The following is an 18,761-nucleotide window of genomic DNA, read 5'->3' as shown; positions in this document are numbered from 1 at the left end:
TAAAATAACTTTTAGTTATAACCTCCGATTAATTTTATCTTTAGTGTCCGCTTGTATGTCAGTGCCGCTTAATTATTAAGAAATGAAAAAGGAAGATTAAACCAAAACCACTTACTAATCGGTAAACATGATAGCCTCAATGCATATACCTTGTTTATTGATAACACACTCTATAGTCGCCGCCGGAAGCCGGAACTCCAAAATATGCGCATCGGACAAATAGGGACATATATATCTTTGTGAATCAGGATGAAATGTTCTGATACACAGTTCCGAAAATCCAATAAAGCCCCTTACTTTAAAATAGTTAAAGCAAGATTGCGAAAATGGCAAAAAAGGAGGTCTATTTTCTTTCATTAGTCTTTGCAATAGATTTATGTTACTCATGTCAAAAACATGAACTTATCATAAACAAGCGTGTGTCCGAAAGGTTTATCAAAAGTTCCATTTCTTCCGTTACAATATAAAAAAGCAGTCCGGCACAGATATTCATCCATATGCCGGACTGCTTTTATACCATATCCTTCTTACTTATTTCGAAGAATTGGAATCTGGATATTGAACGAGCTCCCATCCTGTTTCATATTCAATGGAGTAATGGAACAAGCTGAATAAAGCACAATCGGTTCATCATTTTCATCCAATAACAGCTGAGGACGTTCCAACCGATCTACCTCTAGCCGCTCTCCATTCTTTAGAATTATTTCTTTATTCATAAACAAAGAATGTTCAGGAAGTTTCCAATGTATACCATCTTCAGCATACATGATGGCCAATCCCGGCTTACCTTTTGTAAATCCTCCCGTGAAATCTTTAAAAACAGCATAGAAACAATTGTCTTTCCGGTGATACCATACAAACGGGTCTTCCGCATTCAATTTCTGGTTATCCCCTGTTTCAAACTCAAATACATAGTCATCCTGCACAATAAAAGGGCCTTCGGGGGCATCGGCTATGGCCACTCCATGCACACCACGCCAAGTAGGATCATAGACATTCCCTTTAAAGTAAAGATAATATTTCTTTTTCAAAGGATGATATACCACTGCCGGATTGACTAAAATGAGATTATCAGGCTTGGTTACGGTTCCTTCAGGTGAGGGTTCCAGTACATTATCAGGCTTCACCCGTGTACGTGGAGCAAGTAAAGGTTGCTCATTACATGAAAATTTACCTTCCAGTAATTCTTTTATGGAATTAAAGCACAATACTCCCAACTTTTGATTTTGCTGGAGTCTGTCTCTTCTGCTTAGTTTTCCCTTTACATGAGCATTTCCACCCGGATCCACCGTAGCACAATAATACAAATAGTATTTTCCGTTATATCTTTTGATATGCGGATTGTGAACCGATTGTGCATCCCATGAACAGCTGTCCGGACGATATCCATCTTTGTTATAGACAATACCTATATCCTTATATCCCCCATAAGGAGAGTCTGATACAGCTACTCCAATCATCGAACCTAGCAACCAAGCATCTATAAATCTAGGGTACTTCGGTCCTGATTTCATAGCGGAATAAAATAAATAATACTTTCCATCTTCCTCTGTCTGAATAGCCGAACCACACCAAATAAAACGATTTTTCAATGAGAAAGCGGAGAAACCGGAAGGGAACTTCGAATTGCCCCGTTGAATAAGTTCTAAATTGACCGGACCGGCCTGCCAGGTATGTTGCGCCCACCCTTGCAACAAAGCAAGGAAGGAGAGACAAACAAATAGTATTTTTCTTTTCATATTCATCACAAACAGATCATTCATTACTGATTTTCTTACAATAATTTACTCCTAACACATCATAATGCCGTCGGATGCTCTCCAAACGGGTACAGAATCTTCCATAATCCTTATTTTCCTTTTTGCTCCACGCCACCTCGGACAAAGCTGCCACACGCGGATAAAGCATATACTCCATCTCATCGAGCGCAGACATATACTCCGTCCACAAATTGGCCTGTACTCCTTTAATATGTTTGGCCTCATCCGCACTCAGGACTTCGGGAACCGGATGATAATTATAAACTTTTTCCAAAGTAATCACCCGATTGGGATTTCCAATTTTCTTTTCATTGACTTTAGACTGAAGACAATTGAAATACATATAAATATTAGGAGACATAATGACATCATATCCGGCTTTCGCGGCATGAATTCCCCCTTTCTCTCCCCGCCATGACATCACGGTAGCACGTTGCAGAATACCTCCTTCCAAGATTTCATCCCAACCGATAATTTTCTTTCCTTTGGTATTCAGATAGTTCTCAATTCGATTGATGAAATAAGTCTGTAATTCAGCCTCTTTTGTCAAATGTTCCTGCTTCATCCGTTCCTGACAGTGTACACAATTTTTCCAACGGATACGAGGGGCCTCATCCCCACCTAAATGGATATAGCTGGAGGGGAAAAGTTCCACCACCTCATCCAGAATATCCTGCATAAAGGTAAAAGTAGATTCCTTAGTACAATAAATGTCATTGAAAACACCCCAACGGCCTTCCACCTCAAAAGGTCCTCCGGTACAGGAATATTCAGGATAAGCAGTCAGTGCCGCCACGCTATGTCCCGGCATTTCTATCTCAGGAATAATTTCCACAAAACGCTTCTTGGCATACGCCACCACTTCTTTGATATCTTCCTGTGTATAAAATCCACCATAGCGTTTGGTATTCCATTCAGTAGGATTGTCCCACATATATCCCACAATCGTTTTCTTACGGTAACCTCCGACGGTAGTCAGTTTGGGATATTTCTTGATTTCGATACGCCATCCCTGGTCATCAGTCAGATGCCAATGAAGGATGTTCAATTTATGAAAAGCAAGCAAGTCGATGTGACGCTTTACATCTTCCTTAGGAATGAAGTGGCGGGAAACATCAAGCATCACTCCGCGATAAGAGAATGCAGGCGAATCTTCTATCACCACACAAGGGATGTTCCATTTTATTTTTTCCGCCACCTGCTTGTCACTTTCAATGGCAGAAGGTAATAATTGGCGCAAAGTTTGAAAAGCATAGAAAATGCCTTTAGGGGTTTTGGCATCTATATGGATAGAAGATGAAGAGACTGTCAGCTTGTATGATTCCTCATTGGGAAGAGCTGTGTTAAGCCGGCAACGAATCACATTGGAAGAACGGGGAGTGGAAGAGACCTCCAATGAGAACCCGGCAGCCGTATCAAACAAATCATTCCAGAAAGATACGGCATTGCGCATCTCCTCGTTATCTACTGACAACGTAATTACAGTTTTGTCATTTACCGTAAAATTGCCTCTTTTTTCGATGCACTTTTGCGGCATCGGGATAATGGAAACCGATGCCTGCAAAGTGCCGAATAACAACACTAAAAATGAAAAGGTTAGAATTAATTTCTTCATGGTTTATTTTTTATTTGTTGGATAATTCGGACTATATAAAAGATTTTTATTGCGGATGACCAACTTGCCGTCTTTCACCCACTCTTCCCCTCTTTCCTGCAAATGTCCGGCCATCGCTTTCCGCATCTTTTCCAATGTCTTTCCGGAAGCCTTGGCTTTTGACAAATCATGCAATTCGTATGGGTCTTTTGACAAATCGAACAATTGTTCCTCACCTGTACGGAAAAACCAGATATACTTTATTTTCCCATCCGTCAAAGCACACCAATAATTATCCGCCCAATAAGCGGTGGAATGTTCTATATCAATATATTCACGCCAGGGAGCTTTCCCTTTTTCCAATAAAGGAAGTAAAGACAGACCGTCTATTTCTTCCGGAATCCGGCAGCCGTTCAATGCCAGAAAAGTAGGAAGCAAGTCGCGTAACTCCACCGGAGCCTCTATTTTTTCACCGGGTTTCAGGCTACTTTTCATGTTTTCGGGTAACTTTATAATAAAAGGAATAGCTGCCGAACCTTCATAAGCATACGTTTTACGCCACAAATGATGATCTCCCAACATATCGCCATGATCGGCAACAAAGCATATCAGCGCATTGTCATACATTCCTTTCTTTTTCAGTTCATCCACAATGCGCCCTACCTGCTCATCAATAAAAGTAACCGAAGCGTAATAATACTTACGGGAATTCCGGGCATATTCCACTCCATAGTTTCCTACAGCCGCTTCAGGATTTTTTTCGGGATGAGTATCTATTGCCAGATCTTTACACCAGTCACCTACAACGGGAGCGGGTATTTTTCTGCCCTCATACTTATCCACTATTCGCCGGGGAGGATCATACGGACTATGCGGACGGGCAAAAGACACTTTCAAAAACAAAGGCCGTTCAGAAGAATAACCTTTTATCGCCTCCACCGCCCTGTCTCCTGTCCATACGGTAGGATGCAAGCGCTCGGGCAAAGCATACGCTTTCGCTCCGTGGGCATTCCACTCCACCCCTGTACTGTCGGGATTCAGGCCGAAAGCCTGCGTATTGAACCATTTACGATAATCACTCATAAAATAAGGAGACTCCACACGTCCGCTTTCATCCAGAATAGTCACTTCGAATCCATGCAACACATTCTGCGGATGCCAATGCATCTTTCCTATTCCCAATGTGTGATAGCCCAAGTCTTTCAACATCTGCGGCATTTCATATGGATAATGCTCTGCCACCTGTCCATATCCTAACAAGCCATGATGCCAGGGAGACATACCCGTCAGCATACCCGCACGTGCCGGAGTACTGCTTGGAGCAGCCGTATAGGCATTACAAAACAAATGCCCATCGGCTGCCAAGCGATCCACATTTGGAGAAATCACAGCTTCATTTCCCGCACATCCCAATGCATCCCAACGTTGTTGGTCAGTCATTATCAAGATGATATGCGGTTGCTTTTTTTCCGGTTGTGCAGCCTGTCCGGACATAGCGGACAAACCAAGGCTACCGGCCATACACCATCCTACATAGTTATACTTTTTCATTACTTATCAGTTTTTAGAAAATAAAATGTCTAATTCCGCTACCCCCATGCTCTTTTGACCATCCACTGTTGACAAGGCATGGAAACGGATGTAGCGTCCTTTATGCGTCTGCCAGAAAATTACCTGCTGTTCTACAGGATTGTTCTGAATATTGGCAAACTCTCCACGGGCTGCCTCTTCCCATCGGATTCCATCCAAAGAGATCTCAATCATATATTTTACAACAATTCCATTAGCCCATCGTGCCTGATCAGGCAGATAGCTTATACCGGTCATTTCCTTTGCTGATTGCAAGTCAACCTCAAGCACATCTTTTCCAACCCAAGTTGTATGCTGGTTTTCATCAAAAACAAGCGTACCGGCTTTATCAGGCAAGGTGCTCCAATGAGCCTTACTGCCGGTAAAAGTACGCGTAGCAGTTGTTGACTTTTTCTTTCCGTCCACTGCTATCGCTTTAATAATCCGATCACCGTCTGCCGGAACAGGCGACTGGTAACGAGGGCTTACACCAGGTTGTGGCTCTTTACCATCTGTAGTATAATAGATAGAAGCATCCTTATTGCTGCATACCAACTTCACCTCTCCATTCTTATTTCTGGTAATCACAGGAGCATCCAGCGGAGTTTCCGCTTTAAAGACCTGTATTTCTGCCAGACAAGGTGCCTCCCATGCATCTGTTATCCGTATTCGCAGACGTGAAGCAGTGACTTCGGGAAAACGCAGAATCCGTTTATAACCGATAGTAGTCTGTTCATCCAATTTCTGCCAATTCCCATTATCAAAATATTCTACAACAAACTGCTTTACTCTTTGCCCTTTCTCAATAAACTCTTGCAATAACAAACGGTTGAAAGTTAATTCTTTTCCAAAATCCACTTCCAGTACAGGCGTTTTTGTATCAGCTTCCCAATATGTACCTCGGTTGCCATCCAAAGTATATTTCAACTTCTTACGGTTCTTGCCCGTTACTTTCATTTTCTGATTAACGAGATTCTTCTTTAGTTCAGAGGTATATCGCCGATACCATTCTACCAAACGCAAGGAATCCTGCTCAAGAATCAATCCTTCTTGATTGGGGGTCAGATTAAGCAATAACAAACTGTTACGTCCCACACTCTCATAATAAATGTCAGTCAATTGGGACAATGATTTCAGTTTATGGTCTTCCGAAGCATGATAATACCAACCGGGACGGATGGATACATCAGTTTCTGAAGGAATCCATAACGTACCATCCGCATGTCCGCGCATCCACTGTTTACCATTTGGTATCCCCTTATCATAGAGTTCCGGCTTTCTCACTGTACTCCAATGCTCTTCCAAAGCGTACCCTTCCTCGTTGCCTACCCAGCGGATGTTCTGTGCACTTCCACCATGCACCACACAGTTGGGTTGCAATTCATATACCATTTCTGTCAAAGATTCCCATGGATAGTAATCTGCGGTAATCTTTCGGGTATGTAAGGAATCCGTACTATAATAACCACGTCCCCCGTTGGCGCCGTCAAACCAAAACTCATACAATTCCCCATAATTAGTCAGCAATTCGCGCAACTGATTGCGGAAGTAAGTGATGTATTCCGGTTTTCCATAATCAGGATGGTTACAATCCCAAGGAGAAAGGTACAATCCCACTTTCATCCCATACTCATGGCAAGCATCCACAAATTCGCGTACCAAATCGCCTTTTCCGTTCTTCCATGGAGAATTCTTCACACTGTATTCCGTATAAGCCGACGGCCACAAACAAAACCCGTCATGATGCTTGGCAGTAAGGATCACTCCTTTCAGTCCCGCTTCTTTACAAGTCCGTATCCATTGACGACAGTCTAACTTAGTCGGATTAAAGATGGCAGGGGACTCGTTGCCATATCCCCACTCCATATCCGTATAAGTATTCACGCTAAAATGAACAAATGCCGTTGTTTCCATCTGCTGCCATTGCAATTGTACCGGTGTAGGTACAGGCAAGGTCTGTGCCTTTACCGGAAAGCATAAAACTCCCAGTATGACACTTAATAAGAATGTCTTATTCATTGTCTTTATTTTACAAAGTCTGTATCGTTATATTGGATTTGCAATTTCTTCAACTCCGCCTGCATATCAGCCAATACTTCACTATAAGCAGGATCATTGATTACATTGTGCATCTCGGCAGGGTCTTTTTCCAAGTCATAAAGTTCCCATGCATCAATGTCATTGTAGAAGTGAATCAATTTATAACGGTCTGTACGTACTCCATAGTGACGTTTCACCATGTGTTCGGCAGGATATTCATAAAAATGATAATATAATGATTTACGCCAGCCCGCAGGCTTCTTTCCTTTCAATAAAGGTAACAAAGACTCGCCTTGAATATCTTCGGGTACTTTTACACCTGCCAGTTCCAGGAAAGTAGGTGCATAGTCTATATTCTGTACCATTTCAGTTATATCACCTTTCCTGTCAAATCCTTTCGGCAAACGCATTATCAACGGAGTACGCATGGATTCCTCATACATGAAACGCTTGTCAAACCATCCGTGCTCTCCCATATAAAATCCTTGGTCTGATGTATAGACGACTAATGTATTATCCAGCAACCCGTTTTCTTCCAGATAATTGAGCACACGTCCTACATTATCATCCAGTGATTTGACTGTTTTCATATAGTCGCGCATATAACGTTGGAATTTCCAATTAGCCAAATCCTTTCCTTGCGGATTCTTCTGATAAAAATCATCGATCACAGGACCGTAGAATGCATCCCACGCGGCACGCTGTCTTTCGTCCATACGTCCGATAAAGCTTTCATACAATGATTTCAAACGGGATTCCTTGTCAGGGCGGAGCATCTTCAGATCATATATCATATCCATATCTTTCACAATACTCATCTCCTGAGCCGCAGCTGCGGAACGACCCTCATAATCGTCAAAGAAATTATCGGGTAAAGCAAATTCTTTATCTTCGTATAAGGCCAGATTACAGGTATCCGCCATCCAATTACGATGAATAGCCTTATGATGAATAAGCAGACAGAAAGGTTTTTCTTTATCGCGCTTATTTTCCATCCAGTCTATGGCATCATCGGTAATCAGATTAGTGATGTACCCATGTCTCTGAATGGTATCATTGGTTTGTGTGATGAAATCCGGATTATAATAATCACCTTGTCCGGGAACTATCTCCCAATAAGTAAAGCCTGTCGGCAAACTTTCCAAATGCCATTTCCCAATTAATGCAGTCTGATAACCCGCTTTCTGCAATAGTTTCGGAAAAGTTTGCTGCGATGAATCAAATACGCAGGTAGAGTTATCATAAAATTTATTCTCACAACTATGTTTGCCCGTAAGCATACAAGCACGACTAGGGCCACTCAGAGAGTTTGCGACAAAACTGTTTGTAAAACGTACCCCCTCATTGGCTATCCGATCCAAATTGGGTGTATCCATATAACGTTTGTCATAGCAACTCATCATTTGAGCTGTATGATCGTCCGTCATAATATAGACAATATTCAAAGGTTTTTCTGTTACCGGCTCCGTACAGCCGGTCAGAGCGGATATCGCCAATAGTCCGCCATAAATCAATTTGTTTTGATGTTCCATTTAATGGTAATGACTTAAAGTTTAAAAATAAGTTGATCCTTTGTCGCCAAACAAAGGTACTCTCTATTTATATGGCAATCGGGAAAGGAATGTTCCTAAAGAAATAAGATATTTTTTTATAAGGTTTGAAAGTTTATCATCACACTCTTTCATTTGGATAAATCGCATCCGATTTTCTCAAATGGAAGCCGGGGGAATCCATTGATCCGTTGATAAATGAGCGCATCATCCTTAAATCCCTTCAACGGATCAGCAGCATCCACAAACCCTGGATCCGAACCGGTAGCCCAATTGTTATACAATTCCAGCCATTCGCTCTGTCCGTGCACCACATTTCCTATCTTATAAAACAAGTTTTCTTCTATCACATTGCCTTTTGGATAAGAAGTGTCATTGTCCCAATATGCAGCGAGCAAAGGATAGGCCGTACTGTAAGGAGGATTTTTATAATTGACTGTTTGCAAACGCTGATCAATTATCGCACCTTTCTCTATCATGAATTTGCCCCAGCCCTGCATACGCGCATCTATATGAATGGCAACAGGAGAATCTATAAATATATTATGCCGGTAATGATTATTATGTCCCCCACCGATTAGTACCGGCAAAGACCCTGCTTTGTGATAAATATTACCATAAACTTCCGCTCCGCAAGCTCCGTCATCATGATAAGTAGCCGTTACACGATGGCGCGGACTCAATTCATGAAAATAACAATAACGGATAACATTTCCCTGCTCCGAAGGATCACGACCATAATAAACAGCTCCCTGATCATCGACTTCAGAACACACATTCGTTATGTCACACAGTTCTATCACATGGTTATTTCCATGAAACAGGATAGCCATGCTGGGCGCATCATAGATGTCACATTTAGAGATGCGGTTACCCACACCATCCATCCATATTCCGGGACGATAGGATTTCTCAATCCGGTTATAATCATGTATCCGGCAATTCTCCACATAGTTTCCGGCAGGGGTCAATGAGGCTCTGTCTCCTCCTCCCAGACTGATACCTCCGGCACCTACATTATAAATATGACAATCCACGACTCCGTTTTCCGTTCCTCCTTCGCGGTTGAACAGGATGTTCTGATAAACCGTTCCCATCAAATCACCCACGACACGCGAAGCTAGGTTGCCTCCCGACTCGTGCCCTCTTTGGTTACCAGCCTTCAACGTTCCCTTTCCGATGGATACGCCCACTCCGCCCATATTGCGTATAATGCAATTCTTAATTAAAGCACGATGGGTATTCTCCATATAGACACCGATATGCCTGCCATACTCGAAAGTGATGCCTTGTACCTTCACATCTTTGCAATGCTCTATAGCCAGCAAGGGCCCTTCCAATAAAGAAACACTCCAATTTTCCATCTTTCCGGCAAGCGGATATACATACATCTTCCCTCTCCCGGCATCAATCACGTATTCGCCCGGCACATCCAGTTCCTCCAGCAGGTTCAAGGCAAACCATTGACGCCAAGGCGCACCTGTCATAAATCCATATACCGTATGCTGCCCTGTATGAATCATTTTATGTATCGTGTCGATGCTTTCCACACAAATCATGTCATCGGCATAACCGTGCGCAAAGTATCCGCTTATCCACATATTCTCTACCGATTTCCAACTCGAAGGGCGCTCTTCCTGATATCCGAATACAGGGAAAGGAGCCTCTTTCCCTTCCTTAGCCATCCCCGATTCCTGTATTTTTCCAATCATAACCGTAGAGTCATTCGGCCAACGGGCTATTCGCAGAGGCTGGCCATCCGCAAAGATTTCCGTCCATGCCGCCTGGCTGGGCCTTCCGAAACCTGTAGCGTGCAGGGCCACCAGCTCCATCCGGTTTTTCTTGAAGTCAAACTCTCTTATCAGACTTGCGGGCAGAAGCGGATCGCCCAAGCGGAAGTCACTGGGAAAATAACGGATAGGATCCCCTTCCTTCCGTTCCTCCGGAATAATTTTATATGATTTCTCCGGCGCATTCGGATTATGGGGATCCGCATCCTCGCCTATCGTCCAGTTAATTCCGATCTGGCATTGCGGCTCACGGCTTTTGATGGTTCTGTATATGCCTTCTACCGGCCAGCGATAACCGGGTTTCACCCAACTTCCATCAAACCAGAACTCCACTATTTTAGTATATTTTTCCGTGATGTCCATCAGTTCGTCCAATTGCTTCAACATGTATGTATTGTACTTCCTGTCCGACTCCACATTGTCAACATCCGCATTGACTTTCCTGTCCCACAACGAGTAATACAGTCCCAGCTTCATGCCTTGTCTCTTACATTCCCTAGCTACGGCTTCAATCACATTCGTTTTATTTCCCGAACTTGCCACGTCATAATCAGTATATTTACTGTCCCAAAGACAAAAGCCCTCATGATGTTTTGCCACCAAGATGATATACTTCATACCGGCATCTTTCGCTGTCTTCACCCATTGACAGGCGTCAATCTCCGCAGGGGCATAAGTTTCCACCGGAAAAGATCCGTCTGACCATTCCACATCATGGAATGTATTGATACCAAAATGAATGAACATACCATACTTGCGCTTGATCTGATCTTTCTGGTATTTTGAAGGTTTTTCAGAAGGTATTGCAGTTGAGATACCCGGTTGTGCCTGTGCTACTTCCAACGAGCACAAGAATAAAAATAATAATAACAGTTTTTTCATATTGATTTATTTTTAGAATAAGTCTTGCTTTTTATCTCCATTCATCCGATTTATACACACCGATGACAGCATAACCTCATGCCTTATCCCTCACCTTGCGCACGTTGCTTTCAGACCGGAAACAGAATAGAGATTATAGTCCATATCCACTTTGCTTTCAATAACAGCAAAACAAAAAGTCTTTTATTTAATGGCAATTGTGCGGGGGATATTCCTAAATCAAGGAATCTCTTTATTGTGAACTTTCCGCATAATTTAACGAATAAAGTTCGCTTTTTCACGAACTTTCAAGAAAGGACTTCTAATTCTCCTATCCCATGTGGTAATTAAGGGTATCTAGCATTCCACTACCCTATATACATTCCCTTTGACAGTATGCACCCGCCCAACAGAGGCAGAATGCGGCTCAGACTGTAAGCGGTCATGCTCCTTATGACCGAAGGATGAATGGATTTCATACGCCCGAACAACTGGGTGACGGAAAAGGTCAGTACCTTCTGCAGATCATCCTCTACCATAGCGAAGCGGAAGCAGAGGCGGAATACTCCTCTTCGGGTACGTGTTTGTAGAACTTTAGCATAGTGCAGATGGGGGTCGGGCACATCGTTTTCCAGACATGCCACTTCGGTTACCTCGGTCAGTACATTGAAACAGAAGTGGTAGTGGGAGGTGAGAAAGGTGGTCACTTCCTGCATCAAGGAATGCGGCTTAGCCTTCTTCTGCACGTCTTTCAAGTGAGCAGAATTCTCCTCTGCTTTTCTGGCTGAAGCTGTCGAAAGGACTGATTCCACTTTTTTGCCGGGATTTCTCCTGAAAAACTATTCTTGTTATCCTGCAAGTTGCCTTTACCATTTTCAGCAAAGGTAGCGGAACTTGGCACAAGTTATGGCGAATCTTGGTACAGGATATAGTGCATCTTAGTACAAGTTGCGGTAGAACTTGATACACAGTACATACGTATATATAGGCATACGCTACCGTATGTACAGCCCGACACATACATACGTGTAGACTCATACGTCAGTAACGTGACAGGTCACATGTTACTAATGTTACCGGATGTGTTGCTTTGGTCGTTTACTTCAAAAGAACCGGTCGTTTTTTTAAAATGTCCTTATGTTTTTGGTAAATGCCAGCACCTTTACTTAAAAGGTCAGCATGTCTTGATGAAAAGGCCGGCATGTTTCATGAACCAGCTTAGCTGGTCCGACGGACAAGCCTATCATGTCCGGCAAACCAGCCAAGTCGGTTCATTACACTATCCTCTCACTATGCAGGTGTTCACTTTTCTCCTCTCATTCTGTCATTTCATTTAAAACACACTAGTTATCAATTGGTTAAAAACTGTAAGATCTCCCCTCATTCCCGTTTCATCTGTAGATTCTCCTCCCTTCACAGGAAGGAGTGAAGATACAGAGTGGAGGAAACTGAAAGGGGATGACGGGAAGTCCTGTCACTACCGGAACGCCTGTCAGCAGGGCGTTTTCAAAAGTAGATGAAAGGAAGAAAGAAGAATCTATCTGTTCAAAACCAGTCACGTATACTATCAATCTTTTAGATCAGCAAAACCTTGCAAAGTGGATTGGTCAGCAGGATGAATAGACCCATCTCCGCGAAGAGCAATATTCAACAAATAATTAGCTTTATTTTTCTGTGCATAATCATATTCAGCCTTCACTTTCACTGTAAAGATTCATTTTTCACCTCCACATTGAAAATCATTCCAGCCACTAACCTTTCCCAATCTTCTTTTTCCCAATTGTTTCACCTTCATATTAGGCTTGCCAAAATACACTTCTTTAACCAAAGTTTCCGTACCAATGAGCCGAACAACATACTCTTCACCTGTTTGGGTAGAGAAAGCCAATACACCATCCCCTCCTGTCTTTACGGAAACTTTCCTGCCATCTCTGCATCTCAACACTTCACATTTCTTGTCACCCCAAGGATTCTGTAATCGACAAAGATTCCCTTTTAAACTCTTCACACCTACTTGTGTAACCTCAGCCGAATTATTCCTACTTGCAGAAACGAGAAATGCCCCTCTTGCCAACAAAATAAATGCCATAGGAATAGAATCCCATGCAGCAGGCACAGCAGGGAACACTCTGATTTTCTCCTCGTTGCTTTGGAGCATCATTTCATTTATGCCCGTGCAATAATTGCTCATGGGTTCCATACCGCACTGAAAGAAATCATGTGAGCGTATCATATACGTGTCTTTCAACAGATTGTGCACAGAGGCAAGATCGTAAATATTGTCAGGATAACCGGTCACATTGTGCATCAATCCTTGTGGATACATCTGATGTACATTCACCCCGTTCCATATATACTTCAAGGCCACATCTCCTTCTCCCATTCGAGCGGCTATCTGCGGATAAGGATAATGCGCGTTACACTCGTCATCGTGTTTCAACAGATTCACAACAGCTTTTCCCAAGCGAGTGTCTTTATCATCAATACCAATCAGCCCTGCCGGAAAAGCTACGGCACCACCGTTACCCCAAATCCATGGAGAATAACGCTTTTCCGTATAATACTCCTCGGCAGGAGAGATTACTTCGCCACATTCACCAAACTGCTGATAGCCTCTTTCCCATAAATGATTGAGTACGTGACGCCACTGTTTCACCTCATCTTTGTCTACGTTCAATATTTCCGCCGCACGGATACAATCCTTGAAAAGCCTTTCGATGCAATTGCGGTCACTGATAGGATTCTTCACATAAGCGATAGGGGCCGACTCATACAAAGAAGCTTTCAAAAAATATTCATTTTTTTCTTCATCCCATTCCAACCTGTCTAAATAAAAATGAGAAGCTTTCTTCATAAACGTATATGCCCTTTCTTTCAAGAATTCCTCGTCTCCCGTAAATTCGTAATAATCCCAAAAGAGAGAAGCTATCTGTGAAGCAGGAGTAAAATTGTTCCTCAGATAGCGTTTGTCCTTTCCCCATTGTACACCGTTGAAATTATGCGCTTCGGTAATGAGCAATGCATCATGCTCCGCTCCATACTCCTTTGCCAGTTTCTCAGCAAACGGTATCATCTTGAAGTAAGTGTCGAGATAAGGTTTCATCAGCCGCCAATCGTTTTGCGCACACAATCCCCAATATTCCTGCTGCTGGTTCCAATGATGCGGTGTCCCCCAATTAAGTACATCACGGTTCCAACGCCAAAGTCCCCCATTAAAAGCCAACGGAAACTCACCTCGCGAACCAGCAGACATCAGATAGCGATGCAAGTAATAGATATTCTCCAAATAATCATCACCCAACTTCACAAACGAATTGGACCAGAAATTGCGATACCACTCATCTTTCTCGCGACGCAACTCATCTACCCCCTTCGCTTCTGCCTCATCAAGTAATTTCTTTGCTGCATTTACCGGATCCTTATCTTCGCGATCAGTCGCTACACTGACCATAATTGTGAATTTACATTTATTTGTCCGCCATTCGGCACGACGCATATTCACCGTTTCCGGTTCCTCGGACGACTCTACCACCCTGCAAGCTACAGCAAAGTGCAGTCCACCATCCGTTTCTTCCAATATCATTTCGCGAGCATCAGCCATTGCACGCATCTTACCAAGCCCCACTGAAGGGTTCTTCGCAAACCAACCTCCATACCATCCGGTAAAGGAACGGCTCCCCAGTCTTTCCAACGAAACCGTAGCTACCGAATGATTTCCCAACATTTCAGGATCAGGTATATTTTCACATTCCACTATCCATACATTACGATCTTGCGCCAACCAAGTACGAATAGTTGTAGCAGAATAACCCGTAACCGCACGATATGTATTCTCGGCATTTGCCAGCGATAACCGCCCCTCAAACTCTTCCAAATGCATCCAACTGAATACCGGTGCACCAAAATCGATCTTCAGACGAGCCGCATGCTTCAACAATGACATTCCGTATTCTTCTGGTTGTGCCTTTGTCCACAAATCATTTTTATTGATTTGCAATTCGATGCCATTGTCATGATTCCACACCATGCCGCCTATATCACCATTACCCATCGGAAAGCCTTCCGCCTCCAGTTGCGTAGGTGAAAAATAAACGATATCATGTTTGGAGAGGTAATCGTCATCTACCTCAAAAGGAGCAGACTGCATTTTCAAATAAGTATAATCTATATTTTTCGTATTTGCCGCTATTCCTCCGGCAAGAAAGAAATACAACATAATCAGTTTTTTCATATTCATGGTATTTACAGAATACAACTGTGCTTATCTAAAATAAAAGATGTTACATACACAAACAGAAAAGACATAAAAGAGAAGGGTTCCTTACACACTCTCTTTTATATCTTCTCCTTAAAAATGATTCTCTTTTTTATATTAATATCCTATAGCCGGTTCATTAGCTATTTTACTCCAACCCGGATTTTGATAAATCGTTGAACTTTCCAAGTCATCAGGATTTGAAGAGGTAAGTGTAAAGTTGATAGCAGAAATAGGCTCTAAGTAATTGGCTGGTATCCAGGTATAACCATCGTATAACAAGTTATTCTTTTTTACAATCTGATTAACACGCAAATAACTGCTGTTTTCTTTGTTGGATACATTAGGTTGCTTATCTGAAGTACCTTCTGGAATCAACAAACTATTACCAGCTTCATCAACATACAATTTTTCCAGTTCGCCACCCCATAAATTAAATCCTTCAACTTGATAATTTTCTACTTGGTCCAAAGCACGCCAACGTTTTAAATCACGCATACGGGTACCTTCACTCATTAGTTCTACGCGTCTTTCACGACGAATATTATATAAGGTGGGGTCTACTAACTGACCGGCAGAATACTTAGCCCAATCATTTTCTTTAGACAAATCGGTAGCAGCAATTGTCATATCGATATTATCAGACACACCTACACGACTACGAATCTCCTTCCAATACTTTATCGCTTTTGGATCCAAGCTTCCATTTTTTTCATAGCAAGCTTCAATATAATTCAAGTTAGCTTCAACAGATCTGAAAAGAAGACATCCATACGTATTGACTGCACCAGAACCGATTACAACTTGAGCTGGATCATAAGTCAAGAATTTACGAACCGTATAACCTGTCGGGCATCTATCATTGGTCTGCTCCAATATCTTAGGATATTTATATGTCTCATATGGATCAAGCCTTGAACAATCACTAGGAGCACCCATAAATAACTGTAAACGGTCATCTCTGTCTTTTTTAACATTTTCAATCGTCACGTCACCAGCATAGCCAGAATTTGGCGCATAAATAGGCAATCCATTCTTCATTAAACATGCATCTACTAAACTACGAGTATATCCTAAATCCCCTCCTCCTTTGCAAAGATAAGAACTTACACTATGAGTAACACCCTGCACAGAACTGTATGCTCTCCAAAACAAGACTTCATCTATCGGTTCCATATCAACAGCCGAAAACATTTCAAAATAAGGATTCCAGTTATAAGGATTCGAGTCCGGATTATATATACCGGTATTTTTTGTCAATGAAATACGATCGGCTACTTGAGCAGAAGCATCCATTGCCTGTTCCAAAAACCAATCTACTTCCTTGTCTATATCAATAGAAAAGCCAGCATTATATTCTTGCTGTGCTCCTGGCCATCCCGGACCACCCGGCACACGGTCTGTACCTTTATGGTATTTCAACCAGGTAGCCTCAAACAAAGCTACACGAGACTTAAACAACAATGCCACATTTTTTGTCAATCTATTCTTACCATTATCGGTAGTCAATGACATCAATTCAATAGCTCTATCTAAATCCTCTATAATAAAACGAGCCACTTTATTACGAGGCTGTCTTTTACTTTCCTCCTTCAACACTTCTGTTTCATCAGGTAATACTTCCGTTACAATAGGAAAATCACCGAGACTTACCAATTTATTGAAATACTGGTAGGCACGCAAAAAATACATTTCTCCAATGTAATGTTTTATCATTACTCCATCGCCTTTTATACTTCCGGCCTCATACTTGGGTAATACTTGTTGGAAGAAATAATTCGCTTTACGGATTTCTGTAAAATCCCATGCTCCTTTATCAGCAGGAGTACGTTTTTCTCCCGGTACCCACAACGCGGTAGAAGCATCCGTTGCGGCCTGGTCATCCGAATTGTTATCAGTTTTTACTAAAGAGATATCAAAATTAAGATAGGATGGGAATTTATATTGTTGAATAGAATAGGCAGCCAAATCACTTTCTGAATTAAAATAAGCATCCGGGGTTATTTTATCCAACGGTTCACAATCTAGAAAATCATTGCAGGATGTCAATACCACCGAGGTAAATAACATGGCTACAGAAGCTACTGTATTTTTTATGTAAGACATATTGTATTTCTATTTAAAAATTAACATTCAAGCCAAAAGATATCACTTTAGATAATGGATAAGTCTTTCCTGATCCCCAATCTCCGGCAGCTAGTGTTTCAGGATCAAACATACTGGCCAGGCTGGTTCCAGTCCACAAATTATCACCAGACACATATACACGGCATCTATTAATGTGCAATTTATTAATCCATTGTTTAGGTAATGTATAACCAATCTGTAAATTCTTCAAACGGATATAAGACGCATCTTGCAGATAACGAGTTTGTACCTGATGATTCTTGTTGCTGGTAAAGTCCGGTCTCGGATAATACCCGTTCAGATTAGCTCCCATAGGATGGCCCTCAGGACGGAAATAATCAAAATGTTCTTCCATCGCCATTGATTGCCAGATATTATTTACAGCTCCCCAAAAAACAGCACCATTAGTTCCTACAATCGGAGCATAATCTCTTTTACCTACTCCCTGAAAGAAGATAGAAACATCAAATCCTTTATAAGAAGCATCCAAAACCAATCCAAAATTATAACGGGGAGTAGAATTACCAATAATCCTTTGATCGCCCGGATCAGCTAATGTACCTTTACCACCATCTACTTTGCCGTCACCATTTATATCAGCATACATAATATCACCGGCACCCCATTTGTTTCCTAATTGATTTTGGCCACCATTAGGTAAAGATGCCAAATGCTCTTTCATTTCTTCATCTGTTTTTGCAATACCTAATGAAGTATACCCCCAAATTTCTCCACTCATTTTTCCTGCATACCAGTCACTGAAAGCATTTGTAGTATTGGGATATTTCACCACTTTTTGCTGGGCATCAGCCAAATTAAACTTCACTCCATAATCTACTTCTCCTATTCTATCGCGCCATGAAAGTTCTATTTCAAAACCATAAGACTTCATATCAGCATTATTTACTATAGCAGGAGCAATACCCAAAACTAAGGGTAATTGTGGAGCAGGACCTACCATATCGACAGTCTTGCGTACAAAATAGTCAAAAGAACCTGTCAATCTATTAGAGAAAGCACCAAAATCAAAACCTACATTAAAAGAACGCACACGTTCCCATGTCAATAATGTACTAACCAATGAAGGAATATCTGCCGTATTTGTTTTTCCTCCATTCACCAGCCAATTACCGGAATTGCTTTTCACGGGTAAGATTTCATAGAATGGGTACAAATTCGATGTATTTTGATTTCCCAATTCACCCCAAGAGCCTC

At 42.0% G+C, this 18,761-nt stretch carries 11 protein-coding genes and 2 pseudogenes; all 13 read right to left on the bottom strand.

Translation table 11 applies throughout. From position 1 onward, the window contains the following. Positions 1–527 precede the first annotated feature (527 nt). Complete coding sequence (locus tag AB5935_RS19215; RefSeq protein ID WP_008656031.1) at positions 528–1,763, bottom strand: glycoside hydrolase family protein; 1,236 nt, start codon at positions 1,761–1,763, stop codon at positions 528–530. After that, complete coding sequence (locus tag AB5935_RS19210; protein ID WP_008656032.1) at positions 1,756–3,375, bottom strand: beta-N-acetylhexosaminidase; 1,620 nt, start codon at positions 3,373–3,375, stop codon at positions 1,756–1,758. Before AB5935_RS19210 ends, AB5935_RS19215 begins: the two co-directional genes overlap by 8 nt. 3 nt (positions 3,376–3,378) lie before the next feature. After that, positions 3,379–4,905, bottom strand: a complete 1,527-nt coding sequence (locus AB5935_RS19205; protein WP_007833606.1) for an arylsulfatase — start codon at positions 4,903–4,905, stop codon at positions 3,379–3,381. Between the two features lie 6 nt (positions 4,906–4,911). Continuing rightward, a complete protein-coding gene (locus AB5935_RS19200) occupies positions 4,912–6,942 on the bottom strand; it encodes an alpha-L-fucosidase (RefSeq protein ID WP_008656033.1) in 2,031 nt (676 codons plus the stop codon). A gap of 5 nt (positions 6,943–6,947) precedes the next feature. Then, positions 6,948–8,495 (bottom strand): sulfatase, encoded by a 1,548-nt coding sequence (locus tag AB5935_RS19195; RefSeq protein WP_008656034.1) that lies wholly within the window; start codon positions 8,493–8,495, stop codon positions 6,948–6,950. A 149-nt stretch (positions 8,496–8,644) separates the two neighbouring features. Then, positions 8,645–10,345: a right-handed parallel beta-helix repeat-containing protein gene (locus AB5935_RS19190; protein WP_342975126.1), complete on the bottom strand. Its 1,701-nt coding sequence runs from the start codon at positions 10,343–10,345 to the stop codon at positions 8,645–8,647. Positions 10,346–10,381: 36 nt separating this feature from the next. Further along, a pseudogene (locus AB5935_RS19185) lies at positions 10,382–11,185 on the bottom strand (alpha-L-fucosidase); the annotation flags it as partial. A 336-nt stretch (positions 11,186–11,521) separates the two neighbouring features. Beyond that, positions 11,522–11,756 (bottom strand): annotated as a pseudogene (locus AB5935_RS19180) (DUF3874 domain-containing protein); the annotation flags it as partial. 799 nt (positions 11,757–12,555) lie between these two features. Beyond that, complete coding sequence (locus tag AB5935_RS19175; protein ID WP_080549511.1) at positions 12,556–12,735, bottom strand: hypothetical protein; 180 nt, start codon at positions 12,733–12,735, stop codon at positions 12,556–12,558. Next, positions 12,732–12,869, bottom strand: a complete 138-nt coding sequence (locus AB5935_RS19170) for a hypothetical protein (RefSeq protein ID WP_007833584.1) — start codon at positions 12,867–12,869, stop codon at positions 12,732–12,734. Before AB5935_RS19170 ends, AB5935_RS19175 begins: the two co-directional genes overlap by 4 nt. 9 nt (positions 12,870–12,878) lie before the next feature. Next, positions 12,879–15,401, bottom strand: a complete 2,523-nt coding sequence (locus AB5935_RS19165) for a glycosyl hydrolase family 95 catalytic domain-containing protein (RefSeq protein ID WP_038609819.1) — start codon at positions 15,399–15,401, stop codon at positions 12,879–12,881. Between the two features lie 135 nt (positions 15,402–15,536). Continuing rightward, positions 15,537–17,525: a RagB/SusD family nutrient uptake outer membrane protein gene (locus AB5935_RS19160; RefSeq protein ID WP_368327522.1), complete on the bottom strand. Its 1,989-nt coding sequence runs from the start codon at positions 17,523–17,525 to the stop codon at positions 15,537–15,539. Positions 17,526–17,538: 13 nt separating this feature from the next. Beyond that, positions 17,539–18,761 (bottom strand): TonB-dependent receptor domain-containing protein (locus tag AB5935_RS19155; RefSeq protein WP_368327521.1); only part of this gene is annotated, 1,223 nt, incomplete at its 5' end.

The sequence above is a fragment of the Phocaeicola sp. RTP21198st1_B8_RTP21198_201120 genome, from assembly GCF_040929485.1.
GTDB lineage: Bacteria > Bacteroidota > Bacteroidia > Bacteroidales > Bacteroidaceae > Phocaeicola > Phocaeicola dorei.
Note: the sequence above shows the minus strand (reverse complement) of the source record. Positions and strands in the feature narration are given on the sequence as shown.